At 65.8% G+C, this 23380-nt stretch carries 24 protein-coding genes; 5 read left to right on the forward strand and 19 right to left on the reverse strand.

Going from position 1 to position 23380, the window contains the following annotated elements; all coding sequences use genetic code 11:
* Positions 1-358 precede the first annotated feature (358 nt).
* From QTH90_RS30355 to QTH90_RS30395, 9 genes are read right to left on the reverse strand one after another with little or no spacing between them, the layout of a single operon-like run.
* A complete protein-coding gene (locus QTH90_RS30355) occupies positions 359-934 on the reverse strand; it encodes a cupin domain-containing protein (protein WP_286668302.1) in 576 nt (191 codons plus the stop codon).
* An 18-nt stretch (positions 935-952) separates the two neighbouring features.
* Positions 953-1714 carry an ABC transporter permease gene (locus QTH90_RS30360; protein WP_286668303.1) on the reverse strand — a complete coding sequence of 254 codons (762 nt, stop codon included), beginning with the start codon at positions 1712-1714 and terminating at the stop codon, positions 953-955.
* The gene (locus tag QTH90_RS30365; RefSeq protein ID WP_286668304.1) at positions 1711-2475 is read right to left on the reverse strand and encodes an ABC transporter permease; all 765 of its coding nucleotides are present in this window, start codon (positions 2473-2475) and stop codon (positions 1711-1713) included. The genes QTH90_RS30360 and QTH90_RS30365 overlap by 4 nt, the downstream gene beginning before the upstream one ends.
* Before the next feature lies 1 nt (position 2476).
* Positions 2477-3262 carry an ABC transporter ATP-binding protein gene (locus tag QTH90_RS30370; protein ID WP_286668305.1) on the reverse strand — a complete coding sequence of 262 codons (786 nt, stop codon included), beginning with the start codon at positions 3260-3262 and terminating at the stop codon, positions 2477-2479.
* Entirely contained in the window at positions 3259-4218 is a 960-nt protein-coding gene (locus QTH90_RS30375) for an ABC transporter substrate-binding protein (protein ID WP_286668306.1), read from the reverse strand. The genes QTH90_RS30370 and QTH90_RS30375 overlap by 4 nt, the downstream gene beginning before the upstream one ends.
* Before the next feature lie 20 nt (positions 4219-4238).
* Entirely contained in the window at positions 4239-5180 is a 942-nt protein-coding gene (locus QTH90_RS30380) for an NAD-dependent epimerase/dehydratase family protein (RefSeq protein ID WP_286668307.1), read from the reverse strand.
* Positions 5181-5182: 2 nt separating this feature from the next.
* Positions 5183-5968 carry a cyclase family protein gene (locus tag QTH90_RS30385; RefSeq protein WP_286668308.1) on the reverse strand — a complete coding sequence of 262 codons (786 nt, stop codon included), beginning with the start codon at positions 5966-5968 and terminating at the stop codon, positions 5183-5185.
* Between the two features lie 5 nt (positions 5969-5973).
* Entirely contained in the window at positions 5974-6960 is a 987-nt protein-coding gene (locus tag QTH90_RS30390; RefSeq protein WP_286668309.1) for a fumarylacetoacetate hydrolase family protein, read from the reverse strand.
* Positions 6957-7994, reverse strand: a complete 1038-nt coding sequence (locus QTH90_RS30395) for an SMP-30/gluconolactonase/LRE family protein (protein WP_286668310.1) — start codon at positions 7992-7994, stop codon at positions 6957-6959. Before QTH90_RS30395 ends, QTH90_RS30390 begins: the two co-directional genes overlap by 4 nt.
* 72 nt (positions 7995-8066) lie before the next feature.
* Here QTH90_RS30395 and QTH90_RS30400 point away from each other — a divergent pair, with 72 nt between their 5' ends.
* Positions 8067-8981, forward strand: coding sequence for a LysR family transcriptional regulator (locus QTH90_RS30400; RefSeq protein ID WP_286668311.1), 915 nt, complete (start codon positions 8067-8069; stop codon positions 8979-8981).
* Positions 8982-8983: 2 nt separating this feature from the next.
* On the opposite strand, the gene QTH90_RS30405 is transcribed toward QTH90_RS30400, so the two are convergent.
* Together QTH90_RS30405 and QTH90_RS30410 are read right to left on the reverse strand one after the other, a co-directional pair.
* Positions 8984-9955 (reverse strand): Bug family tripartite tricarboxylate transporter substrate binding protein, encoded by a 972-nt coding sequence (locus QTH90_RS30405; RefSeq protein ID WP_286668313.1) that lies wholly within the window; start codon positions 9953-9955, stop codon positions 8984-8986.
* A gap of 31 nt (positions 9956-9986) precedes the next feature.
* Entirely contained in the window at positions 9987-11162 is a 1176-nt protein-coding gene (locus QTH90_RS30410; protein WP_286668314.1) for an alpha/beta hydrolase family protein, read from the reverse strand.
* A gap of 177 nt (positions 11163-11339) precedes the next feature.
* Between QTH90_RS30410 and QTH90_RS30415 the strand changes: the two genes are divergently transcribed.
* The 4 genes from QTH90_RS30415 (at position 11340) to QTH90_RS30430 (ending at position 16140) form a co-directional block, all read left to right on the forward strand.
* Positions 11340-13103 (forward strand): CocE/NonD family hydrolase, encoded by a 1764-nt coding sequence (locus QTH90_RS30415; protein ID WP_353506654.1) that lies wholly within the window; start codon positions 11340-11342, stop codon positions 13101-13103.
* A gap of 26 nt (positions 13104-13129) precedes the next feature.
* The gene (locus QTH90_RS30420; protein ID WP_286668315.1) at positions 13130-14053 is read left to right on the forward strand and encodes an ABC transporter substrate-binding protein; all 924 of its coding nucleotides are present in this window, start codon (positions 13130-13132) and stop codon (positions 14051-14053) included.
* A 1-nt stretch (position 14054) separates the two neighbouring features.
* Positions 14055-15155, forward strand: a complete 1101-nt coding sequence (locus tag QTH90_RS30425; RefSeq protein ID WP_286668317.1) for an amidohydrolase family protein — start codon at positions 14055-14057, stop codon at positions 15153-15155.
* 73 nt (positions 15156-15228) lie between these two features.
* Positions 15229-16140 (forward strand): Bug family tripartite tricarboxylate transporter substrate binding protein, encoded by a 912-nt coding sequence (locus tag QTH90_RS30430; protein ID WP_286668318.1) that lies wholly within the window; start codon positions 15229-15231, stop codon positions 16138-16140.
* Positions 16141-16379: 239 nt separating this feature from the next.
* Here the strand turns inward: QTH90_RS30430 and QTH90_RS30435 are convergent, their stop codons facing one another.
* The 8 genes from QTH90_RS30435 to QTH90_RS30470 form a co-directional block, all read right to left on the reverse strand.
* Positions 16380-16949 (reverse strand): MarR family winged helix-turn-helix transcriptional regulator, encoded by a 570-nt coding sequence (locus tag QTH90_RS30435; protein ID WP_286668319.1) that lies wholly within the window; start codon positions 16947-16949, stop codon positions 16380-16382.
* Positions 16950-17046: 97 nt separating this feature from the next.
* Positions 17047-18243: a formaldehyde dehydrogenase, glutathione-independent gene (gene fdhA / locus QTH90_RS30440; protein ID WP_286668320.1), complete on the reverse strand. Its 1197-nt coding sequence runs from the start codon at positions 18241-18243 to the stop codon at positions 17047-17049.
* Between the two features lie 24 nt (positions 18244-18267).
* Positions 18268-19365 (reverse strand): Rieske 2Fe-2S domain-containing protein, encoded by a 1098-nt coding sequence (locus QTH90_RS30445; RefSeq protein WP_286668321.1) that lies wholly within the window; start codon positions 19363-19365, stop codon positions 18268-18270.
* A gap of 30 nt (positions 19366-19395) precedes the next feature.
* Entirely contained in the window at positions 19396-20352 is a 957-nt protein-coding gene (locus QTH90_RS30450; protein ID WP_286668322.1) for a PDR/VanB family oxidoreductase, read from the reverse strand.
* A complete protein-coding gene (locus QTH90_RS30455; protein ID WP_286668323.1) occupies positions 20349-20858 on the reverse strand; it encodes a MarR family winged helix-turn-helix transcriptional regulator in 510 nt (169 codons plus the stop codon). The genes QTH90_RS30450 and QTH90_RS30455 overlap by 4 nt, the downstream gene beginning before the upstream one ends.
* A gap of 72 nt (positions 20859-20930) precedes the next feature.
* Positions 20931-21644, reverse strand: a complete 714-nt coding sequence (locus tag QTH90_RS30460; protein ID WP_286668324.1) for an ABC transporter ATP-binding protein — start codon at positions 21642-21644, stop codon at positions 20931-20933.
* 1 nt (position 21645) lies between these two features.
* Positions 21646-22386, reverse strand: coding sequence for an ABC transporter ATP-binding protein (locus tag QTH90_RS30465; RefSeq protein ID WP_286668325.1), 741 nt, complete (start codon positions 22384-22386; stop codon positions 21646-21648).
* Positions 22383-23375, reverse strand: coding sequence for a branched-chain amino acid ABC transporter permease (locus QTH90_RS30470; RefSeq protein ID WP_286668326.1), 993 nt, complete (start codon positions 23373-23375; stop codon positions 22383-22385). The genes QTH90_RS30465 and QTH90_RS30470 overlap by 4 nt, the downstream gene beginning before the upstream one ends.
* Positions 23376-23380: the final 5 nt, after the last annotated feature.

Genomic DNA, 23380 nt, shown 5'->3' on the forward strand with positions numbered 1-23380 from the left:
AACCGCGCGCGTAAGTTGTTGATTTTCCTAGGTTTGAAAGTGCGACAACTTTGGAGGAACTCAGCTCGTGAGTTCGTTCAAAGTTAGACCGGAATTCCATCAAATTTACGGCCTAACTTTGACGACAGCGCACGCAAGTAGTTGATTCGATGAGGAATCGGCCCCGCTAGTTGCTTGAGAGCCGATCTGGATTCGCCGGCAAGAACAGGGGACAGGGTAGGGCGCTCGACATGCGCGTAGAGCTCGCCGTGTCCGCCTTAAATTCGGATGAGGCTGTCGCGGCGTTCATATCGCTGGACTCGGCATTGACGGACCCCGGACACGGCCCGACGCCGGAGCTCCCGCGAAGCGAACTTACTCAAACAGCTAGCAGCTTGCCCAGTCCCGGCCCGAACTCACCATCGATAAGGATGAAGAGAATCCGGCAAATCTTGCCCGACCGGTTAGCCCACGCATGGTTGGTACCGCGCTGGATGACCACGCTGCCGGGCCCGACGATGACTTCGCCCTCGTCGACGATCAGCGTCAGTTCGCCCTCGATCACGATGCCGTAGTCGACCGACTGTGTGCGATGCATCAGCGGATGCGGTGCGCCCTTGTGGATCGTCGATGCGCCTGCGTCTCCGATCTCTGAAAAACCAGCGCGCACCTGTTCGGCGCTGCGCGCCAGCAGTTCCGCGTCGTCCGGCGGAATGTCGACGAAGCGGATGCGCGTGCCGTGCTTGGGCGGAGGCAGCGTGATGGGCCCGAGCGTCGGGTCGGCGCCGTTGTCGATCCGCGCCGGCGTGGCGGCGGTGTTCCACACCTCGTGGAACACCACGCCTTGCAGCGTCTTGAGTTCAGTCACGACCGGCAGCGGCCCGTTGCTTGAGATGATGGCCTTGCCTTGGGCATCGTGGCCGGTGACCACGCGTTGGATGGTGGGAAGCGTCATGTCATGTCTCCTAAATTTTCAGGGTTGTTGCCAGCGCAGGAGTTTGCGCTCGGCGCCCGCGAGCAGCGCGTTGGCGGCAAAGCCGATAACGCCGAGCAGCACGATGCCGGCAAACAGTTCGCTGGCGCGGAAGGAACGGGCCGCCAGCAGGATCGCCTGCCCCAGCCCGGATTGCGAGGCGATCATCTCGCCGACCACGGCGACGATGAGCGACACCGTCATCGACAGCCGCATGCCGGCCAGGATGTCAGGCATGGCGCTGGGCAGGCCGATCTTCCAGACGAATTCATGACGCGGAATCTGCAGGGCGGCGGCCACCTCGCTCAGCCGTGGATCCACGCTGGCAAAGCCGTGCAGCGTGGCCAGCAGCACCGGCCACATCGCGCCGAAGGCGACCACGAACAGCACCATGTTCGGGCCCAGGCCAAAGATGGAGATCGCCAGCGGCATGATGGCCGAGGCCGGCAAGGGACGCACGAATTCCAGCAGCGGTTGAAGCCAGGTGCGCGCCGCCGCCGACGTGCCGATCAGCGCACCGAGCACGATGCCGGCCAGGCAGGCCAGCAGCCAGCCTTCGAACATGCGCAGCAGCGTCTGAAGGCTCTGTTCGAGCAGCATGCCGCCCGCTTGCAGGCCTTCGGCCAAGGCCGCCAACGTGGCCTCGGGCGTCGGCAGGAAGACCTTGCTGACCCATTGGAAGTGACTGGCCGACCACCACAGTGCGAGCACGGCGGCCAGCACTGCGATAGAGCCGATCCAGTCGGTAGCTCGCCCCTTCATGTTGCATCTCCCATGACGGCGGCCACGCGGCGCTGCAAGTGCAAGGCCGCAGCGTTGATCGCATAGCCGACCATCGCGATCCAGAACAACCAAGCCAGCATCAGCGCCGGGTCAAGGCTTTGCTGCGCAATCATGATGGCGTAGCCCATGCCGTGCGGATTGGCGGCGATCTCCACCGTGACCGCAACGACGAGCGCGATCGCCACGCCCAGCCGCAAGGCCACGAACAGGCGAGGCACCATCGAAGGCAGCACGATCTTTGTCAGGCGCGCCAGTGGCGACAGCCCCAGTGCATTTGCCACCTCCAGCAAGCGCGCATCCACCAGGCGGGCCGCAGCTTGCGCCAGCACCAGCACCGGCCAGAAGGTGGCAAAGGCGACCACACTGCTTTCCATTCGCAGGCCGAAGCCGAAGACCAGCATCGACAGCGGAATCAGGGCCACCGAAGGCACGGGTCGCAGCACCTCCACCGTGAGAAAGCCGTAGCGTCCCGCACGGCGCGAAAGGCCAAGCCATGTGCCCAGCAAGCCGCCGCCGACGAACCCGATGAGCAGCCCCACGGCGGCGCTGGCCAGCGTGAACCCGGTGGCCTGCAGCAGGCTGCCGTCACCCAGAGCGCTGAAGAAGGCGAGGGCTGCTGCGCTCGGCGGCGCCAGTGCATCGCTGCCCTTGCCGGGCCCGCGTGCGTACACCTCCAGCAGCGTCAGCAACAGTAACGGCGCAGCGGCACCTTTGGCAATCTGGGGCCAGCGCTTTGCCATCTCAGTGATGCCCCAGGTATTGGTACAGCTCGCGCCGCAGTCGCAGGTAGTCCGGGTGCTCCTTGGTCTCCAACTGGTTGCGCGGATGCGCGATGGGAACCTGCACGATGGCCGCCAGGCTCGGCTTGTCGCGCGTGGGGTTGGCGCGCAGTGCGATCACCCGGTCGCCCAGGTAGATGGCCTCGTCGAGGTCGTGCGTGACGAACAGCACCGTCAGGCCGCTGTCCCGGACCAGGCGGGCCACCTCGTCCTGCAGCGATTCGCGCGTCATCGCGTCCAGCGCGCCGAAGGGCTCGTCCATCATCATCAGAGCGGGCTCTTGCGCAAGGCAGCGGGCGATCTGCGCGCGCTGCTGCATGCCGCCCGACAACTGCAGCGGGAACTTGTCGGCATGCACTGCCAGCCCGACGGTCTGCAGCACGCGCGCGATGCGCGCCGGGCGCTCGGGCGAGGGCACGCCCGCGGCCTCCAAAGCCAGGCTCACGTTGCCGGCCACGGTGCGCCAGGGCAGCAGGGCGCGGCCGTAGTCCTGGAAGACGAAGGCGGCCTCTCGCGAAGGTCCGCGTACTTCCTTGCCGGCGCGCACGACGCGGCCGCTGCTGGGCTGCACGAAGCCGGCCGCGGCGCGCAGCAGGGTCGTCTTGCCACAACCCGATGGCCCGACGATGCAGACGAACTCGCCTCGGCCCACCTCGACATGGGTGGGCGACAGAATTTCGCGCCCGCCAAGGTGGATGGCGACGCCGTCGAAGGCGAGCAGCGGCGCGCCGGGTGCGGCCGCGCTCACTTGACGATCAGGCTGGCCATCGCGGGCTTGGCCTTCAACAGCTTCTGCTCCAGCATCTGGTCGGCCCACCAGCCCAGTTGCGGTTCCTGCACCACGGGCAGCGGAGGGCTCAGTTGCGCAGTCGCCAACACCTCCGGCGGCAGCTTGATGTACTTGCCGATGTGCTCGCGCACCTTGGCGTTGTTCTTGGGGTTGTTGATGAAGGCCGCGGCCTCGGCGATGCCGCCCTGGAAGGCCTTGGCCGCCGCCGGGTTCTTCTGGACCCAGTCGCGCCGTGCGGTGAACACCAGCGTAGGCAGGCCGTCGGGCAGGAAGGTGGAGTAGTACGAAGCCACGTAACCTGCGCCGCTGGCGATGATGCGCGCCATGAACGGGTCGGCCGTCACGACCGCGTCGAGCGATCCGCCGCGCAGCAGGTCGCCGTGCTGCGGGAAGGCGGCCTCGACGAAAGTCACCTTGGTGTAGTCCACGCCCTGGCTCTTGAGCCAGGCCCGGAAGCCCACGTGCAGGAAGGCGCCCAGCCCCGGCACGCCGATCTTCTTGCCCACGCAATCTTGCGCGGTCTTGATGTTGCTGCCGGCCTTGGCCACCAGACCGATGCCGGTCATCGACTTCGACGTGGCGCCGCCGCCCGTCAGCACCACATGGTCGAGCCCACCTTCGACGCCCTGCAGGTAGACCGATGGCGTGGGGCCGCCCAGTTGCAGCGAGTCGGACTCGATGGCGGGCGGGATGGAGGGGTTCAGCGGGATCTGCTTGGGCTCGACTTCGATGCCGCGCTTGGTGAAATATCCCTCCTCGCGCGCCACGAACACGGTGGCGAAATCGGTCACCGCCGTGTAGCCGAACACGGCCTTTACGGGCGCCTGTGAGAACGCCGGCAAGGCCAGCGCGCCGGCACAGGCAGCAAGGCCTTGCAGGGCGGTACGGCGCGTCATGCGCGTTGCAATGGACATCTTGTCTCCTTCGTTGGTTTTCATTGAGTCTCGTCGAGCGCACGGCGCACCAGGGCGTCGGCCGATCCGTCGTCGCGCAGGCCCAGCGCGCGCGACGACGCATCGTCCAGCCGAGGGTAGCGGCCAAACACGGCTTCCACATCGGGGATGGGCCTGAAGCCGACAAGTTCGTGGCGATCGGCGCCGTACAGCCTGGCGCAGGTGTTGATCACCTCGCGCATGGAAAGCCGCAGCACCGGCAGCGGCCAGGTGCGCGCCGTGTCGGCCTCCGGCACATCCATCATGGCCGCGTGCAGCAGGTTGTCGGCGCAGCGCCGAGCCGACATCCACCACGCAGTCGCTTCAGGGCCGACCGGGCAGGTGAAGGCTTCGCCGCGGCGCAGCGCATGCAGGGCGTCGCTCATGAAAGCGGACGTGAGGCCGGCGCCGCTCCTCGGGCGCGCGACGATGCCGGGCAGCCGCACGGCGCGGCCGTCGAGCAGGCCACGCCGGCTGAAGTCCGCCAGCAGAACTTCGCAGGCAAGCTTGTGCGCGCCGTAGGTCAGGGGCGGGCGCAGCGGCGTCGATGGCGTCACCGGGTCGGGCAACTGCGTTCCGTAGACGGCGATGCTGCTCGCGTAGACCACGACCGGGCGCCGGCCGCTTTGCGCTAGCGTTTCGAACAGGGCGAGCGTGGCATCGAGGTTGACGCGACGGCCAAGCACGTAGTTCGCCTCGGAAGCGCCACCGGGCACTGCCGCCAGGTGAAACACCACGTCGGGCTTGAACTCGGCCACTTGCTGCAAGGTGGCCGCTTCAGTCAGGTCGCCAGTGATGGCTGTTTCGCCCTGTACAACGTCGAGCGAGCGGTCGGCCAGGGCCAATGTCTCGATGCGCCGCCCTCCCAGTTCGGGGCGCGCGCGCATCGCGTCGACAAGCGTGGCGCCCACATAGCCGGCGGCGCCGGTGACGAGCACGCGCATGGTCATTCCTGGAAGATCGCCACGGCACGGGTCCAGCCAGCCGAGGCACCGCGGATCTTGTGCGGAAAGCAGCAGATGGTGTAGCCGTGCGGCGGCAGCGCTTCCAGGTTGTGCAGCTTCTCGAGATGGCAATAGCCGATGTCGCGGCCGGCTTTGTGGCCTTCCCAGATCAGCGACTTATCGCCGGTCTCCGCGATCTTCTTGGCGGTGTACGAGAAGGGCGCGTCCCAGCTCCAGGCGTCGGTGCCGGTCAGGCGCACGCCGCGCTCTAGCAGGTACATGGTGGCGGCATAGCCCATGCCGCAGCCTGCCGAGACGAAGTCGTTGTAACCGTAGCGCGTTCCGGCGCGCGTGTTCACGACCACGATGTCCATCGGCTGCAGTTCGTGCCCGATGCGGCGCAGTTCGGCCTCGACGTCTTCGGCCGTGGCCACGTAGCCATCGGGGAAGTGCCTGAAATCCAGTTTCACGCCTGGGCGAAAGCACCAGTCGAGCGGCACCTCGTCGATGGTCATCGACGGGCGGCTGCCGCCGAGCTTGCGGTCCTGCGTCGAATGGAAATGGTAGGGCGCGTCCAGGTGCGTGCCGTTGTGGGTGGTGAGCGTCACCCATTCGGCCGCAGCAGCCTCGCCGTCGGGATAGTCCTCGGCGGTGGTGCCGGGGATCATCTGCATGAACTCGGGCAGCGTCTCTGCGTGTTTCTGGTATGTGATCTTCGGCGCGAGCGGCGGCGGATCGGACAGTACGTCGTTTTCCAGGTAGATCGACAAGTCGACGATGCGGGTCATGGTGTTCACTCCTGCGGCTTGGGCGATTGCACGACGCGCTGCTCGATGCTGCCGAACAGCGGCTGGCCGGCGAGCCTTGCCTCCATCCGCACGCGGTCACCGAACTTCATGAAGGGCGTCTTGGGTGCTCCGCTTGCGATCTGTTCGATGGCGCGCCGCTCGGCGATGCAGGCCGAGCCCTTCTTGCCGCCAGCGTTGGAGACGGTGCCGCTGCCGATGATGGTGCCGGCCGACAGCCGCCGGGTCTTGGCAGCGTGCGCGATGAGCTGGTCGAAGCCGAAGTTCATCTCGCGGCCGTTCGGGTCGCCGAACCATTTGCCGTTCCACTCGATGTGCAGATCGAGGTGGATGCGCGCGTCCTGCCAGGCTTCTCCCAGTTCGTCTGGCGTGACCGCCACAGGCGCGAAGCTCGAGGAGGGCTTGGCCTGGAAGAAGCCGAAGCCGGTGCGCATCTCGCGCGGGCCGAAGCCGCGCAGGCTGACGTCGTTGATCTGAACCAGCAGGCGGATGTGGTCACGTGCCGCGACCGGGCTGCAGCCCAGCGGAACCGCGTCCACGATCGCGCCGTATTCGCCTTCGAAGTCGATGCCGTGCGCCTCGTCCGGCAGTGCCAGGTCGTCGTGCGGGCCGAGCAGGTCGTCGGAGCCGCCTTGGTACATCAGAGGCACCGTCTCGACGTCGGGAATCGGCGGCATGTTGAAGGCGGTTTCCATCAATCGGCCGTGGTTGAGGAAGGCCGAGCCGTCGCACCACTGCGGCGCGCGTGGCAGCGGCGCCGCGGCCTGCTGCGGGTCGAATGGGAAAGCGTCTTCAGCGGTGCCGGCGCTGAGTTGGTCGTACAGCGCTTGCAGGCGCGGCTCGCACTCGGACCATCGGTCCAGTGCGTCGAGCAGATCGGGTGCGATGCCGTGCGCGGCGACCGCATGCTGCAGGTCGCGCGAGACCACGACCAGCCGGCCGTATCTGCCGCCCTTGAGCGAAGCGAGTTTCATGGGGTGTGTCTCCTGTGTTCGTTCCAATGCGTCAGGGGCAATCCGGCGACCGGCGCACGAAAGCTCGGCAAGGTGCTGCCGCGCAGGCTGCCGAGGTAGACCGTGCGCAGGTCGGCCCCGCCGAAGGTAAGACTGGCCATCCACGGGGCGAGCGTGCCGGCGGCCGCGGCCATGATCTCGGGCGTGAGCGTTCGCGCGGCGTAGTGTTCGTCGAGGCGGCGCGTCGCCTCGGGGTTGCTGTCGTCCAGCAGCGTGAGCACATCGCCCTGCGGCGTGAGCGCGATCAGCTTGTCGGTCATTACCAGCGTGACCCACAGATTGCCAAAGGCATCGAAGGCGAAGCCGTCCGGAAAGCCCGGCAGCGCGGACGGCCCGAACACCTCGCGGCCGGTGAGCGTGCCGTCGTCCTGCACGCGCAGGCGCGAGATCCGGCGCGCATTGCTTTCCACCACGTAGAGCCATTGCTCGCTGGCGTCCATGCGCACTTCGTTCGTGCCCTCGAAACCGTCCGCAACGATGCGCACGCCGTGCTCGTCGATGAGCGCGATGTAGCCGTCTTTCGCGCGGGCGTTGATGGAGTCGGTCCACGGCCGCATGCGCGTCGTGATGGTGAGCCACATGCGCCCGCGCCGGTCGCGCATGACGAAGTTGGCCTTGCCCAACGGGCGGCCGTCGATGCTGTCGAACAGGCGCCGCACCTGGCCGTCGCGCGTCATCACCTCGACGCTGTCGCTGCCCCAGTTCGCGATGATGAAGTCGCCATTCGCAAGGAAGGCCATGCCGTTGGGCAGCGAGCCCTGGCTTTGCCCGTAGCGGGTTTCGAAATCAGCGCTGGCGGCCGCATCGCCGGCGGGAGTGATGAGCGATTGCATGCCGTCGGCATCGATGCGCATCACGCCGCCGCGCGCGTCGGCGGCCCACAGGGTGCCGTCGGGTTCGGCCAGAACGCACTCGGGGCGCTGCAGGTCGCGGCCGACGTGGCGGATGGTGGCGCGGTCGACTTGCCAGCCGCGCAGGGGGTTGTTCTTGTCCATGTTATGGGCCGCAGGATAGGCGGGCACACCCCATGCGGACAAACCGTTTGTGGCGATACCTATCATTGCCGGATGCGATACCAGCGAATCGACCTCAACCTTCTTGTCGCGCTCGACGTGCTTCTGGCCGAGCGCAGCGTCACCCGTGCGGCCGAGCGGATGCACATTACGCAGTCGGCCATGAGCGGCGTGCTGGCGCGGCTGCGCGACCACTTCGGCGATCCGCTTCTGGTGCCGGTGGGCCGCAGCATGCAGTTGACGCCGCGCGCGCAATCGCTGGTCGAACCGGTGCGCGACATCGTGCTACGCGTAGACACCACGCTGGGTACGCAACCCGAATTCGACGCTGCATCGGCCCAGCGGCACTTCGTCATCATCGCTTCGGACTATGTGTCGCGCATCATGCTGGCCGACGTGGTGCGTCGCATTGCGTTGCTGGCGCCTGGTTTGACATTCGACGTTCGTCCCACTTCGGAAGTGATGCTGGCGGAGCTTGAACAGGGCCGCGTGGACTTTGTCATCATGCCTGCGCACCTGGTGGCCAGCGAGCATCCGCAGGAGATCCTGTTCGAGGACAGCTACCAGGTGCTGGCCTGCCTGCAGCACCCGGACCTGCAAGGCAGCATCACGCTCAACCAGTACCAGGCGCTGGGCCATGTCGTCTATCAGAACGAGCGCGGGACCAACCCTTGGTTCGAGCAGTGGTATGCCAACCAGCACGGGCCTTCGCGCCGCATCGAGGTGATCACGCACAGCTTCACGCTGATACCGCGTTTCATCGTGGGCACGCACCGCATCACCACCATCCAGACGCGGCTGGCCAACCAGTTCGCGCAATCGCTGGCCGTACAGCTGATGGACCCGCCAATGGAAACGCCGCGCCTGACGGAGGTGCTGCAATGGCACCGCCTGCGCGACGACGACCCTGCCATGCAATGGGTGCGCGAGCAGATCGTCGACGCGGCGCGGGAGATGCCCGCGATCTGAACTCAGCCCGCCCTGAGGTCGAGCTTCTTGATGATGGCTGGGAAGTCGGCCATGTCCGCCGCCACCGTATCGCCCAGTACCTTCGGCGCGCCGCCGACCACTTCCCAACCGTTGGCCTGCGCGTAGGCCTTGAAACCGGTGCGGGACAAGGCGTCGTTCAAGGCCGCGTTTAGCTTGCGCACAACGTCCGGCGCGGTCTTCACCGGCACGGCCAGCCCGACCCAGAATGATGGGTCGAAATCCTTGAAGCCGCCCTCAGCCAGGGTCGGCACGTTGGGCACGGCGGGCAGGCGTTTGGCGCCTGTCTGCATCAACGGCACGATGGAACCGGACTTGGTGCCGACCTGGGCTGAAGCAAAGTCCAGCAGCGCAAACTGAACCTCGTTGCCCATCACGCCGGTGATAAGCGGGCCGCTGCCTTTGTACGGCACGTGCGTGATGTCGATGCCGGCCAGTGCCTTGAACTGCTCGACCGCGATGTGGTTGGTCGCACCGATGCCCGCGCTGCCGAAGTTCAGCTTCCCGGGGTTGGCCTTGGCAAAGGCGATTAGGTCCTTCATGCTGCGCAGGCCGGTCTGGCTGTTGGTCACGAACATGCCGACTGCGCGCACCGCCAGGCCGACAGGGGCGAGGTCGCGCACCGGATCGACCTGGGTGGACTTCTGCACCAGCGGCGCCATCGTGTGATTGGAGCGCGAAGTCACCAACACCGTGTAGCCATCGGCAGGCGCGCTGGCGACGAAGGCGGTTCCGATCAAGCCTGACGCACCGGGCCGGTTGTCGACGATCAGCAACTGGCCGAGCGAATCGCGCATGTGTTCGGAAAGCAGGCGCGCAACGATGTCCGAAGGACCGCCAGGCGGGTTTGGGACGATGAGGCGCACGGGGCGATCCGGGTAGGGCGTCTGCGCGATGGAAGTGCCTGCTGCCAATGCTGCAGCGGCGGCGACGAGGAAGTCGCGGCGATGGGTCATGTTATTGTCTCCTGATTTCTTTTCGGTGGCTTCAAGCGCCGGTGGCGATGGCGGTGCGGCCGCCGAGCACTTCGGCCACCCAGTCGGCGATGTAGGCGCCTGCGTTGGCAGAGTTGTCGAAGCTCGAGTGCTGCAGGCCGCCTGTGCGCGCGTCGAACACCTGGAGTTCGCGCTTCGGGCTGTTCACCAGTTGCTCATAAGTGCGGTGCGCCCACGCGAGCGGAATCTGCGAATCCTTTTCGCCATGCGTGACCAGGAATGGAACGCGGATGCGATCGAGCACGCCGTCGAGATGCACGTTCTCGGCGATGCGCATGAAGTCGTCCATGTCGGTGGCGCCCCATACCCAGCGAACGTGTTCCCAGTAGTGCGGCACGGGAAAGCTGCCTTCCTTGGCCAGGCGCTTCTTCTGCACGTCGCGCCAGTCATGGTTCGCGCCCCAAGCCACGCCGCAGGCGAAGCGCGGCTCGAAGGCCACCGCGCGCGGGCAGTAATAGCCGCCCAGGGAGACGCCTTCCAGCCCGATCCGCTGGGCATCGACGTCATCGCGCGTCTCCAGCCAATCGACGATGCGGCTAGCCCAGTGCTCGCTGTCGTAGCGGGCGGTCATGCCGTGCAGGCGCAACGCTTCGCCGGAGCCCGGCTGGTCCACCACCAGTGAAGACACGCCGCGCTGCGCTAGCCAGCGCGGCAAGCCAATGCGGTACTTCATCTCCTTGGTCGAATCGAGGCCGTTGACCTGCACGAGCATGGGTGCACAGGCATTGCCAGCGTTTTCGGCGCGCACCAGCAAGGCAGACAGGTGCCCGCCTTCGTAAGGGATCTCGACACGCTCGCAGTTCTCACCGGCCAGCGCGATGCCCTTGCCAAAGACTTCGAGATAGCGCGCGTACAAGGCGTGCCGGCCGAGCGCACCGTGGGCCTGCAGGCGTTCAGCAGTCAGGTAGTAGGAGGCGGCGCGCCCGTACTTGTCGCCCGCCGATATGAGGCGACCGCGCGCCTCGTCCTCTGCAGCGAGCTCGCACAGCTTGTCGGCCATGCGGGTCCATGTCTCGCGGAACGCAAGCGTGCCGGCCGCATCGGGTGCCTTGGCAGCCTCCTGCAAGGGCGCGCACATCTCTTCGATCTCGCCGATCCTGGCGCCCATCTCGATCGCAAGGTCGACCGAGAGGTTCCAGACGTAGTTGGTGGGGAAATATTTGAACATCGGGGCCGGATGCTAGGCATCAGGCGGCCAGAGGGCCAATCGATTTGGGTGATGGGTGGTATGGGTGGCGGTAATGCGAGGCATCGCCTGCGCCGATGCCTCCAATCGCCAAAGTCGATTGGCAACGCTTGCCTCTGCTCCCTAGCATCCGGTGAAACAGGAATCATTGGAGACAGCGTGCAGGATACTCAACACCGCATCGAAGAGCGCGACGGCATGATCATTGAATGGGACGTGCCGATCACGATGGATGACGGCCTCGTCCTGCGGGCTGACGTCTATCGCCCTGTGCAAGAGAATCGGCATCCCGTGCTGATGACGCACGGGCCCTATGCGAAGGGGTTGTCGTTCCAGGAAGGCTTTGCCTTTGCCTGGATGCAATTGGAGCGCGACCATCCCGAAGCCCTGGAAGGTTCGTCCAACAAGTACCAGGCTTGGGAGACGCCCGACCCGGAGATATGGACGCGCGACTGGGGCTACGTCTGCGTGCGCGTGGACTCGCGTGGCGCAGGCCGGTCGCCCGGCGTGCTCGACTGCTTCAGCGCGAGGGAGACGCGCGACTACGCACAGTGTGTCGAGTGGGCAGGGGAGCAGGGCTGGAGCAATGGCAAGGTCGGACTGACAGGCATCTCGTACTACGCCATGAACCAGTGGCAGGTGGCGGCGCTCAAGCCGAAGCACCTGGCTGCGATCTGTCCTTTCGAAGGTGCGGCCGATCTGTACCGCGACGGCGTGCGTCACGGGGGCATCCTCACCAGTTTCTGGATCCGCTGGTATCCCGCGCAGGTGTCCTCGGTACAGAACGGGCTGGGCACGCGGGGGCGCATCAATCACAACACGGGCGAACCCATCGCCGGTCCGCAGACAGATTCGCCTGCTTCGATGGCGAGTCGCCTGGCTGACCTGCCGCGAGAGCAGCGTGAGCACACCTTGTTGGACGAGTACTTCAAGGAACGCACGCCCACGCTCGAAGACATCGAGGTGCCGGTGCTTTCGCGCGGCAACTGGGGCGGTATCGGCTTGCACCTGCGAGGCAACACTGAGGGCTTCATGCGCTGCGGCTCTCGGCAGAAATGGCTGGAAATGCATGGCGATACGCACTGGACGGAGTACTACACGCCCGCCGGCCGCAATCTGATGAGGCGCTTCTACGATCATTTCCTCAAGGGCGAGGACAACGGCTGGGATCGGGAGCCGGCGGTGCTGCTGAACGTCCGGCACCCGGGCGAGAAGTTCGTCGCGCGCGTAGAGAGCGAGTGGCCGCTGGCGCGCACGCAATGGACGCGGCTCTTTCTCGATGTGGCGCAGAACACATTGGCTCCCGCACCCGGCGCCGAGGCCAGCCAGTCGTTTCGCGGGTTCTCGCAGGGCATCACCTTCGTCGGTGCGCCGGTGCGGCAGTCCACCGAGATCACCGGGCCGGTGATGGCAAGGCTCTTCATGTCGTCGAGCACGCGCGATGCCGACCTGTTCCTGAGCTTGCGCGCGTACGCACCCAATGGACGAGAAGCGCTGTTCCACGGGGCGTCCGAACCCAACGTGCCGCTGGCCTTCGGCTGGCTGCGTGCCTCGCATCGCAAGCTCGATGCGAACAAGAGCCTGCCGTACCGCCCATGGCATCCGCACGACGAGGTGCAACCCCTTGAACCAGGCGAGATCTACGAACTCGACATCGAGATCTGGCCGACTTCCATTGTGCTTCCCGCCGGCTGGCGCATCGCGCTGACAGTGGCGGGCGAAGACTACGACCACCAGCTGCCGGGCCCATTGGTTCCCAAGGCCCCGCCGCAGTACGGCGCCATCCGTCAGACCGGCTGCGCGATCCATGTTCACGACGAGGCCGCTGACCGGCCGGCCGACGTGTTCGACGGCACGACGACCGTGTTCAGCGGGGGCGGGCACGGCTCGTTCCTCCTGTTGCCCGTCATTCCGGCCGCATAGAGAAATTCACAAGAAGGAGACAGCGAATGCGATCGATCATGAAGCGCGCGCTAGTGGCATTGCTCACCACTGCTGCGTTTGGCGTGCAGGCCCAGACCAAGATTACGCTGGGCCACACCGGCGTCGCGGACTACCTCGCCGCCTTCGTTGCTCAGGAAGAGGGCATGTTCCGCAAGCACGGCCTGGACATGACTTTCCAGCAGGTGGCGGGTGGCGCGCTGGCTCCGGGGCTGCAAGGCGGCTCACTGCAGATCGCCACGCTGCCGCCCACCAACCTGCTGCTCGCCAACGAAGGGGGACTGGACCTGCTCGCCGTGGCGGGAACCAGTGTCATAGAGAAGGGCGACCAGACCACTGGCCTGTTGGTGGGGACGGCATCGGGCATCGAAAGCCCGAAGGACCTCGCGGGCAAGAAGCTGGGCGTGCCCTCGATCGGCGGCTTTCTTTATGTGATGGCGCGCAAGTGGGTGAGCGACCAGGGCGTGGACCCCAAGCAGGTGAACTTCGTCGAGGTGAATTTCCCGCAGACGGGCGACTTGCTGAAATCCGGGAGCATCCAGGCCGGGGTGAGTGCCGAGCCCTTCCTCAAGCGCGCGGTTGCCACGGGCGCGGCCAAGCCGCTGGCCTACTTCGCGGACACGCTGCCGCCGCAGACGACCGGCGTTCTCTACGCCAGTACCCGCCAGTGGGCCACGGCCAATCCGGCGGCGATCAAGGGCTTTCGTGCGGCCATCGCCGAAGCCGTTGCCTTCGCCGCCAGCAATCCGCAGGCCGCCCGTGCGCACCTGGGCAAGTACATAAAGCTGCCGCCTGAAGTGCTCGCGTCGATTCCTATGCCGCGCCTCTATGCGCAGGTCACTGAACCGCAGATGCGCTTCTGGGTCGACACCATGCACAACATGGGACTGGTCAAGACCAAGGCGAACGCAGCCCCGCTGATCGCGCCCTGACATGCTTGTCTATCGTTGCGCCGCTCGCGGCTGCTGTGCGCCGGCAAAGGACAACGGGGCCGGCGGCGCGGATCGCCGCCGCTTCTTCACTGTCGACATGCATTGCCATGCACTGAGCCCGGAGGTGGAGCGGCTCGTGGCCGACGCGCCGCAACGCCGCGCCGAGCCGCAGATGATGGTGCGCACGCTGGGCGAGGCTTCGGCGCGTCACAACGCCGTGCAGATGCTGCCGGCCGCGCTGCCCAAGCTCACGCAACTCGACTTGCGGCTGTCCGACATGAACGCGATGGGGGTGGACGTGCAGGTCGTCAGCCCGTCGCCCAACCAGTACTACTACTGGGCCGACGAAGCGCTAGCGCGAGAGATCGTGCGCGTGCAGAACGAGCACATCGCCGCGTTGTGCGCGCAGCATCCAGACCGGCTGCTCGGGTTGGGAACCGTGGCCCTGCAGCATCCGGCGCTGGCGGCCGAGCAACTGCACGACGCGGTCGAGCGGTTGGGGCTGAAGGGTGTTGAGATCTCCACATCGGTCGGTGAGCGCGAGCTGGCCGACCCTTCGCTGGAGGCCTTCTGGGCCGCAGCCGACCGGCTGCAATGCGTCGTCTTCATTCATCCGCTGGGCACCTCTGCGTTCGAGCGGCTAAATGCCTACTACTTGACCAACGTGATCGGCCAGCCGCTCGAAACCACGATCGCCCTGTCTCACCTGATCTTCAGCGGCTTGCTCGACCGGCATCCGAAGCTCCGCCTGCTGGCGGCGCATGGCGGCGGCTATCTGCCTGCCTACCTGGGGCGCTCGGAGCATGCACATCGGGTGCGGCCAGAAGCCCAGGGCATCGAGCGCTCGCCACGTGACTACCTCAAGCGCATCTGGTTCGACACCGTGGTGTACGACCCGCAGGCCTTGCGCCACCTCATCGACACGGTGGGCGTACAGCAGGTGGTGGGCGGCACCGACTATCCCTTCGACATGGGCAGCTACGACCTGGCGCAGTTGCTCTCGCGCGTTCCCGGCCTTGACGAGCCGGGCCAGCGCGCCATTTTGGGCGGCAACGCCCGCCATTTGCTGCGCCTCCAAGATCCGGCGGCCGCACCTTCCTAATTTCCCTGAATCCAAGATGTTCCGTTCGCTTTTTGCATCCGTCTCTCTCCTGTGCGCTTCGGCGGCCGTTCCAATGGCTCACGCTGCATACCCCGACAAACCCATCAGGCTCGTCGTCCCCTATGTCGCTGGTTCGCCAGCCGACACCGTCGCGCGCGCGCTCGGAGAGGGGCTGTCGCAGCGGTTGAAACAGCCGGTGGTGGTGGACAACAAGCCAGGTGCCAATGCACTCATCGGAACCCAGTTCGCCGCACGCGCCGTGCCCGACGGCTACACGATTGCCATCGGCAACCTCGACACCCATTCGCTCAATCCACTGCTGTACAAGAACGCCGGCTACGACCCCGTACGTGACTTCGAACCGGTGGTGCTGGTGACTCGGCCGACCTTGATGCTGGTGGCCAGTCCCGCACTGGCGGCGAAGAACGGCCCCGAACTGATCGCGCTGGCCAAGGCCGAACCGGGGAAGCTCACGTACGGCAGCTGGGGGCTGGGCAGCGTCGCGCACCTGTGGGGCATGCAGCTGGAACAGGCCGCTGGCATCCACATGCTGCACGTGCCGTTCCAGGGGTCACCGGCGGCCGCGACTGCGCTCATGGGCAATCAGATCGACCTGATGTTCATGTCGCCGGCGCAGGCTTTGCCGGCAGAGAAGGGCGGCAAGATCAAGATCATCGGCAACACCGCTGCCAAGCGAGTGGCGGCCTGGCAGCAGGTGCCCACGCTTGCGGAGCAGGGCTTCCCGGGCTACGAAGGTGCGACTTGGTTCGGCATCTTCGCGCCTGCACAGACGCCTTCGGACGTGCTGGAGACGCTCAACCGCGAGCTCAACGCCGTTCTGCAATCGCCGCAGACCGTCGAGAAGTTGGGCGCCATGGCGATGAGCCCCGAGGGTGGTACGAGGCAGCAGCTGTCGCAAGCCATGGCCGACAGTCGCGCTCGCTGGGCGAAGGTGATTGCCGACAAGAAGATCCAGCTGGATTAGTAAGCCGCGGGATCTGCGGACGCTATTGCTCGTCTGCTACCCCGGTGACGCGGCCTTGCCTTGCCGCGATGTCGGGGAAGCGGTCCTCGACGTACCGCTGTGTCGCCAGCCCCAGCGGGACCAGAGCGGGCAAGCCTTAGGCGGCCAACGCGTATGCTGGTACGGCCGTTTCGCGAACTTGGGTCTCCAGCATCGCCAAATAGTGGCAGGCGTGCGTGCTGCGGCGGTTGACAAGACAATCAGGAATTCGAATCCTTGGATCCTCGTCGATGCAACGCATGGGGGTGGTGCCGGCTGAGATGGTCGCGGGTGGCGGCCTCGACCGCCGGCAGGTTTTCATGTAAGCGACGCAGCAGGTCAAGAAGTACCTTGCGCTCCGCCGCCGAGAGCACCGACATAAAGGCGCGCTCGCGCTCCATTGCGATGTCCCGGATCTGATCGTGCACGGCGCGGCCGGACGGCGTCAGCGTCGCGATGCGGGCGCGGCCGTCCTGGGGGTCCAGGGCAAGTTCGATGAAGCCGCGAGCCTGCATGCTCTTGAAACATCGACTCATCGAGGCCTTGTCCATGCCGATCACGCCACAAGCCTTCTGTGCGGAGATCGAGCCTTCGATGGCCAGCAGCACCAGCACGCGCCAGCTTTCGATGCCGACGTCGAAAGCGGCGAGATAAGCCTGGGAGGCGCCGCTCGACAGTTTGTTGGCGATCCAAGTGAGGTAGGCAGGGGCGTAGTTGTCGAGGTCGATCACGTCACCCGCCGCCGCCTTCGAGACGGTTTTGCGCGCGGATTGGGTCTTGGTACGAGGCATCGGGGAAGAACTGGAGTTGCGGCCGCCACTGTATCTTCCCCGGGATCCCCAATGCCTCGCGAGTACGCACAGGCGTGCACGTTCGGCGGTCCCAGTCTTATCTCTTGAGCTGACCGTGAGGATCAATGACGAACTTGGTGGGTGCGCCGGCGTCGAACTCTGCGTAGCCAGATGGCGCCTCGTCCAGCGAGATGAGCCTGACACCGACTACGGTGGCGATGTCGATGCGGTTCCACAGGATGGCCTGCATCAACGCCCGGTTGTATTGCATGACCGGCGTCTGTCCCGTCATGAAACTGTGCGACTTGGCCCAGCCCAATCCCAAACGGATGCTGAGGGATCCTTTCTTGGCGGCCTTGTCGACTCCACCCGGGTCGTCTGTCACGTATAGGCCCGGAATGCCGATCTTGCCAGCCGCCCGGGTCACTTCCATGAGCGAATTCAGGACGGTCGCCGGCGCTTCATGCTGCGCACCCTCGTGGCCATGACCGCGTGCCTCGAAGCCCACGGCATCCACTGCGCTGTCGACTTCCGGAGCGCCAAGGATGGCGGCGATCTGTTCGCCCAGCGGCGTGTCGGTGGAAAGGTCGGCGGTCTCAAAGCCGACCGCCCTGGCATGTTCGAGACGGGCAGGGTTGACGTCGCCGACGATGACAACGGCGGCGCCAAGGAGGCGGGCGGACGCCGCAGCAGCCAAGCCCACCGGCCCTGCGCCGGCTACGTACACGGTGCTGCCCGGACCCACGCCCGCGGTGACCGCGCCGTGGTAACCCGTGGGCAGGATGTCCGAGAGGCAGGTGAGGTCGCGGATCTTCTCGATCGCCTGTTCACGGTCCGGGAACTTCAACAGGTTGAAGTCGGCGTAGGGCACCATCACGTATTCGGCCTGTCCGCCGACCCAGCCGCCCATGTCGACGTAGCCATAGGCACCGCCCGGACGCGTTTCGTTGACGGTCAGGCACACGCCGGTCTGGCGCTCCTTGCAGAGTCGGCAGCGTCCGCAGGCGACGTTGAATGGCACCGAGACGATGTCGCCCACGGCGAGCGTCTCGACGTCCTTGCCCGCCTCGATCACCTCGCCGGTGATCTCGTGGCCAAGCACGAGGCCGGCCGGCGCGGTGGTGCGTCCGCGCACCATGTGCTGGTCGGAGCCGCAGATGTTGGTGGTCAGCACCTTGAGGATCACGCCGTGATTGGCCGTGCGACCCTGGGGATTCAGCAGCTTGGGATAGTCGATGGGACGCACCTCGACTTTGCCCTGCGATACGTAGACGACGCCTCTGTTCGTGGCCATGCTTTGTCTCCTCGTTGTTCGGATCTAGCAATCGCTTAGTTCCGCAGGTGCCTGCTTCTTGAGCAGTTCTGCCACGATGCGCCTGGCGCGGTTGGCGCCAGCATCGACGTGAATGTCGATCCAGCTCGCCTTGTCGCCGAACTCCAGCATGTTTCGGTACTGCGCCTCGATGATGGTGCGGTCCTCGTCGAAGGTGAACGCGGTCTGCTGGATGACGGCGTCGATGTTTTCGGGCATGTCGGGATGCTTGGTGCTCGACATGCTCCAGAAGTAGTGGCAAGTTTCTTCGGTCTCAGGCGTGATGCCGTGAAAGCCGCGCATGTGGAAGCCGCCGCGCTCAGGGTCGTCGATCGCATCCGTGCCAGGTTCCACGGCGCCGGTCCAGATCCGCAGGTGGGTCACGTCGAACTCGATCTCCTGCCAACGCTCGCATTTGTCGCCGAAGGGCCACGCGGCACGATAGGTCGGAGGCGGGGACGAGTTGGGCATCAGGCGCACGACCTTGACCCGGTCGCCTTCGGAAGTCACCTTCATCGGGGCGTTCATGTGCAACTTGGCGTCACCACCGATGGTGTGCAAATGGACGTAGCCCAGATGACTCAGGTCCAGTAAGTTGTCGTGGATCAGTTGCCACGGCGACTGATAGTGATAGTTGCCACTGCCGAACTTATAGCGGGGGTCGTCATGGAACGGGTAGTCCGGAGCCGACCGGGTCGGCTCGGCGGCCTCGTCCCTAGCCATCCATATCCAGATGATCTGGTTCTTTTCCATGACGTGGTACGCCTTGACCTTGGCTTTGGACGGGATGCGCTCCTGCCCAGGAATCTCAATGCATTGCCCATTCGGCGCGTAGAGCAGGCCGTGGTAGCCGCAGCGCACCCCAGTGCCTTCAACCGTCCCGCACGACAGTGGCAGGGACCGATGGCAGCAACGGTCCTCCAACGCCGCCACCTGCCCTTCGCCAGTGCGAAACAGCACGACCTTTTGATTGAGGAAGGTACGTGCGATGGGCTTGTCCGTAAGTTCGGACGAGAAGCCGGCCACGTACCACTGGTCAAGCGGAAAGCGGCTGGCGGCGGCGGTGTCGGTGACGTTCTTGATGGGAATGCAGGTCGCGGTCATGGGGGATCTCCTTGAAGGGAAAAGGACGAATCAGAGGTCGAGCACCAGCAGCGGGGACGACGCGCGCGAGCAGCACGGCGTGAACTGGTCGTTGGCGGCGCGCTCGGCATCGGTGAGGAAACTGTCGCGGTGGTCGGGCTTGCCTTCGAGGACGCGGGTCAGGCAGGTGCCGCAGACGCCCGCCTCGCAAGAGGTCGGGATTTCCACGCCATGCGCCGCCAGGACTTCGATCACCGTCTTGCCGGCCGGGATCTGACAGCTCAGACCCGTGCTAGCTACGCGAACCTCGAAGCTGCCGTCAGATGCCAGTGCAGTCGTTACGCCCGCGAAGTACTCGCGATGCAGGTTCGCGTCCCGCCAGCCGAGACGCTTCGCGGTACCGAGCACGTGCTCCATGAAACCGTTCGGCCCGCACACATAGAGGTGCGTATCGCTGTCGGGGCGGGCCAGCACATGCTCGGCATCGAACATCTGTGCCGGTACGTCGTCGACATGGACAACAACGCTGCCTGCGAATCCGGCCGATGCGAGTTCCTCGAGGAACGCCATCCGGCTCGCCGAGCGGCCGCAATAGTGCATCTCGAAGTCGCGGGCTTGCGAGTGCAGGGCGCGCGCCATGGCCAGGATGGGTGTCACGCCGATGCCACCCGCCAGCAGGAGGCTCCGCGGCGCGTCGACCAGTGGAAAATGATTGCGAGGTTCACTCACGCGCAGCAGGTCGCCCGGTCGCACAGCATCGTGCATGCCGGCCGATCCGCCGCGGGACGTCGTTTCGCGAAGGACCGCGATACGGTACCGATGGCGTTCGGCCGGATCGTTGCTGAGCGAGTATTGGCGGATCAGGCCCGGCGCCACGTGGACGTCAATGTGCGCGCCGGCCGAGAAGGCGGGCAGGGCGCTGCTGTCTTCCGCCACGAGTTCGAAGCTGCACACGCCGTCCGCTTCCTCGATGCGTGCCGCGACTCGGACCTTCATTTCATTCGTCATGGTGTTTCATCGGCTTTGGATTGCAGCGACGCGGCGGCATGAGGAAAGCGCTCGCGCACATAGGCCTGCGTCGAAGCTTCGACTGCGGGCAGGTTGGCGTGCAGACGCCGCATCAGTCCCAGCAGGACTTCCACTTCATCGGCATCGAGCACGGACAGGAAAGCGCGCTCGCGCTCCAGTGCCATACCCATGATCTGGTCATGCAGACGACGGCCCTTGGGCGTCAACACGGCCATGCGAAGACGACCGTCGGAGCCGTCGAGCTCGGTGCGTATCAGGCTTCGCTCCTGCATGCCCTTGAAGCAGCGGCTGACCGAACCCTTGTCCATGCCAATCACGGTCGACACCTGCTGCGCCGAGGTGGCGCCTTCGACCGCGAGCAGGACAAGGCAGCGCCAGGTTTCGATGCCTACGTCGAAGGTGCTCAGGTAGTGCTGCGAGGCGCCTCGCGAAAGCTTGTTCGCGATCCAGGTCAGATAGGCCGGAACATAGCGATCCAGATCCACGGTGTGGGGTGCATCACCACTTTTCGGGTCGGCGGCAGTGTGAAGTCGGCGAGAGGCCATTGCTTTGCTCACTCAGTTCACGGCCATGCCGACCCAGCGCTCCAGCGTCTCGGGGTCGTCGAGCAGCGCCGAGGCTCTGCCGCTGTGGACCACCGTACCGTGGTCGAGGACGAGCGCGCGTTCCGCGTAGCCGAGTGCCTCGTCGACCTGCTGTTCGACAATCACTACGGCGATACCCGTCTGCTGACTCAAATTGCGGAAGGCGTGCAGCAGCTCCAGGCGGATCAGCGGCGCAAGCCCTTCAAGTGGCTCGTCGAGCAAGAGCAGCGAGGGTTGGCCGAGCAACGCCCGCGCGACCGACAGCATCTGTTGCTCCCCGCCCGAGAGTTGGGCGCCGCCATTGCGGCGTCGCTCGGCGAGTCTCGGAAACAGGGCATAGGCCTCGTCCAGCGCTTCGCGCGACCGACGCTTGAGCCCGGCCAACAGGTTCTCCTCGACGGTGAGCGAAGGAAAGATGTCGCGGGTCTGCGGCACGTAGCCCAGGCCGAGCGCTGCGCGCTGGTGCGGCGCGAGCGCCGAGACGTCCTGGCCTTTGAACCGCACACGACCGCTGCGTAGCGGCACGAGACCCATGATGGCCCGCAGCGCGGTGGTCTTGCCGACGCCGTTGCGTCCGACCATGGCCAACCGCTCCTGGGCGGCCATCTCGAACGTGAGACCGTTGAGCACGGTGGTCGGGCCATAGCCGGCAACCACGGCCTCGAGCTGGAGAATGGGTTCTGCCATGTCAGTTTCCCAGGTAGGCGGCGCGAACCTTGGGGTCGCGGCGGATGTCGTCAGGAGAGCCGTCGGCGAGCACGGTGCCTTCCGCCAGCACCACGATCCGGTTGGCGAAGCGGAACACGAGGTCCATGTCGTGCTCGATGATCAGGACGGCCAGGTCGCTGGGCAGTGCGTCCAGCGCGTCCAGCAGACGCTGGCCATCGCCCTTGGGCACACCGGCCATGGGCTCGTCGAGCAGCAGAACCTTCGGGCGCAGCGCGAGTGCCAATGCCATCTCGATCAGGCGCTGTTCGCCATAGGCGAGGTCCTGCGTGGGAGTGGCTGCATGTGCCCGCAACCCGAAGCGGGTCAGGATGCCCTGGGCTTCCGTCTGCAGGACCGGGTACGCATCGACGTTGCGCCACATCCTGCCTGTCAGGCCTTCGCGCTCGAAGAGTGCAAGCTCAATCTGTCTTTGCACCGCGAAGTGGGGCGCCAGCGTCGTGATCTGGAAGGTTCGGGCCAGGCCGGCGCGCACGCGCTTGGCCTGGCTGAGTTGCGTGACGTTCTCACCGCGCAGCCAGATTTCGCCGGTATCGGATGCGAGCACGCCGCTGACTTGGTTGACGAGCGTCGTTTTGCCAGCGCCGTTCGGGCCGATCAACGCCAGCCGGTCGCCGGCGCGCAACGCAAACGACACCGCGCGAGTGACATGCAGGCCACCGAAGCGCTTGTCGAGCGACCTGAGTTCGAGCAGGGCACTCATCGCACACCTCCGGCACGGCGGCGCAACCAGGCCCAAGCTTTGGCCGGGGACACGAGAACGACCAGCATCAGCAGGGTCCCCACCACGAATAGCCAGTGATACGGATTGATGGAGGCGGCCGTGTGATGCAGGATCGTGAACACGGTCGCGCCGACCAGGGCGCCAGTCAGTCTGCCTGCGCCGCCCAGGATCAGCATGACCAGGGCTTCGGCCGACAGCGCGAACGACAGGCTGTCCATGCCGACCACCGCGTTCGTCTGCGCCGAGAGCGCGCCCGCGGCACCTGCCAGCGCCCCCGCCGCCGTGTAGACCATCCACAGTCGCGCGAAGACCGGCGTCCCGAGTGCAGCCATACGGGCCCGGTTCTCGTGAATGCCGCGCACGGCGAAGCCGAAGGGCGAGTCGACGACGCGTCGCGCGACGTAGAACAGCACAACCAGCACAGCCAGCGCATACAGCGCGGCAACGCGGCCTTCGAGATCGAACTCGAAGCGACCGAGGAGTGGTCCCATCACGAAGCCGGAAAGGCCGTCGTCGCCGCCCGTCCAACGGCGTGCCTTCTGGGCCAGGCTCAGCAGGATCTGCGAGATGGCGATGGTCAGCATCAGGAAGGTGAAGCCCTGGAAGCGCAGCAGGAAGGCTCCCGACAATGCGGCCAGTCCAGCGCCGGCGGCAATGCCGACTGCCAGGCCAACCAGCGGGTCGGGGTACACCTGCAGCGCGAAGATGCCTGCCGCATAGGCGCCCATGCCGAACAAGGCGGCATGGCCCAGCGTCGCGAGACCGGCGATGCCCACCACCAAATCGAGCGAGAGCACGAACAGCGCGGTGATGAAAATCCGTGTCATCAGACCCAGCTGGTCCGGCAGGAGGCCGCAGGCCGCAACGCCGATCAGCAGCAGGACGGCGGGCGCCCGCCAGGCCGGTGCGCAGCGCGGCGCGGCCGCGAGAACGGGTGCCACAGCGAGCACCGAAGTGTTGGAGGCCATCGTGT

This window comes from Variovorax flavidus, assembly GCF_030317145.1.
In the GTDB taxonomy this organism is placed as follows: domain Bacteria; phylum Pseudomonadota; class Gammaproteobacteria; order Burkholderiales; family Burkholderiaceae_C; genus Variovorax; species Variovorax flavidus.

Excerpts from the sequence above, each read along its gene's own strand:
- fdhA (WP_286668320.1), bottom strand. The coding sequence starts at position 18,243 with ATGGCCACGAACAGAGGCGTCGTCTACGTATCGCAGGGCAAAGTCGAG.
- QTH90_RS30410 (WP_286668314.1), bottom strand. The coding sequence starts at position 11,162 with ATGTTCAAATATTTCCCCACCAACTACGTCTGGAACCTCTCGGTCGAC.
- QTH90_RS30470 (WP_286668326.1), bottom strand. The coding sequence starts at position 23,375 with ATGGCCTCCAACACTTCGGTGCTCGCTGTGGCACCCGTTCTCGCGGCC.
- QTH90_RS30355 (WP_286668302.1), bottom strand. The coding sequence starts at position 934 with ATGACGCTTCCCACCATCCAACGCGTGGTCACCGGCCACGATGCCCAA.
- QTH90_RS30450 (WP_286668322.1), bottom strand. The coding sequence starts at position 20,352 with ATGACGAATGAAATGAAGGTCCGAGTCGCGGCACGCATCGAGGAAGCG.
- QTH90_RS30390 (WP_286668309.1), bottom strand. The coding sequence starts at position 6,960 with ATGAAACTCGCTTCGCTCAAGGGCGGCAGATACGGCCGGCTGGTCGTG.
- QTH90_RS30385 (WP_286668308.1), bottom strand. The coding sequence starts at position 5,968 with ATGACCCGCATCGTCGACTTGTCGATCTACCTGGAAAACGACGTACTG.
- QTH90_RS30460 (WP_286668324.1), bottom strand. The coding sequence starts at position 21,644 with ATGGCAGAACCCATTCTCCAGCTCGAGGCCGTGGTTGCCGGCTATGGC.
- QTH90_RS30430 (WP_286668318.1), top strand. The coding sequence starts at position 15,229 with ATGGCTCACGCTGCATACCCCGACAAACCCATCAGGCTCGTCGTCCCC.
- QTH90_RS30420 (WP_286668315.1), top strand. The coding sequence starts at position 13,130 with ATGCGATCGATCATGAAGCGCGCGCTAGTGGCATTGCTCACCACTGCT.
- QTH90_RS30465 (WP_286668325.1), bottom strand. The coding sequence starts at position 22,386 with ATGAGTGCCCTGCTCGAACTCAGGTCGCTCGACAAGCGCTTCGGTGGC.
- QTH90_RS30380 (WP_286668307.1), bottom strand. The coding sequence starts at position 5,180 with ATGCGCGTGCTCGTCACCGGCGCCGCCGGCTATGTGGGCGCCACGCTT.
- QTH90_RS30435 (WP_286668319.1), bottom strand. The coding sequence starts at position 16,949 with ATGCCTCGTACCAAGACCCAATCCGCGCGCAAAACCGTCTCGAAGGCG.
- QTH90_RS30400 (WP_286668311.1), top strand. The coding sequence starts at position 8,067 with ATGCGATACCAGCGAATCGACCTCAACCTTCTTGTCGCGCTCGACGTG.
- QTH90_RS30405 (WP_286668313.1), bottom strand. The coding sequence starts at position 9,955 with ATGACCCATCGCCGCGACTTCCTCGTCGCCGCCGCTGCAGCATTGGCA.
- QTH90_RS30445 (WP_286668321.1), bottom strand. The coding sequence starts at position 19,365 with ATGACCGCGACCTGCATTCCCATCAAGAACGTCACCGACACCGCCGCC.
- QTH90_RS30375 (WP_286668306.1), bottom strand. The coding sequence starts at position 4,218 with ATGTCCATTGCAACGCGCATGACGCGCCGTACCGCCCTGCAAGGCCTT.
- QTH90_RS30365 (WP_286668304.1), bottom strand. The coding sequence starts at position 2,475 with ATGGCAAAGCGCTGGCCCCAGATTGCCAAAGGTGCCGCTGCGCCGTTA.
- QTH90_RS30425 (WP_286668317.1), top strand. The coding sequence starts at position 14,055 with ATGCTTGTCTATCGTTGCGCCGCTCGCGGCTGCTGTGCGCCGGCAAAG.
- QTH90_RS30360 (WP_286668303.1), bottom strand. The coding sequence starts at position 1,714 with ATGAAGGGGCGAGCTACCGACTGGATCGGCTCTATCGCAGTGCTGGCC.
- QTH90_RS30395 (WP_286668310.1), bottom strand. The coding sequence starts at position 7,994 with ATGGACAAGAACAACCCCCTGCGCGGCTGGCAAGTCGACCGCGCCACC.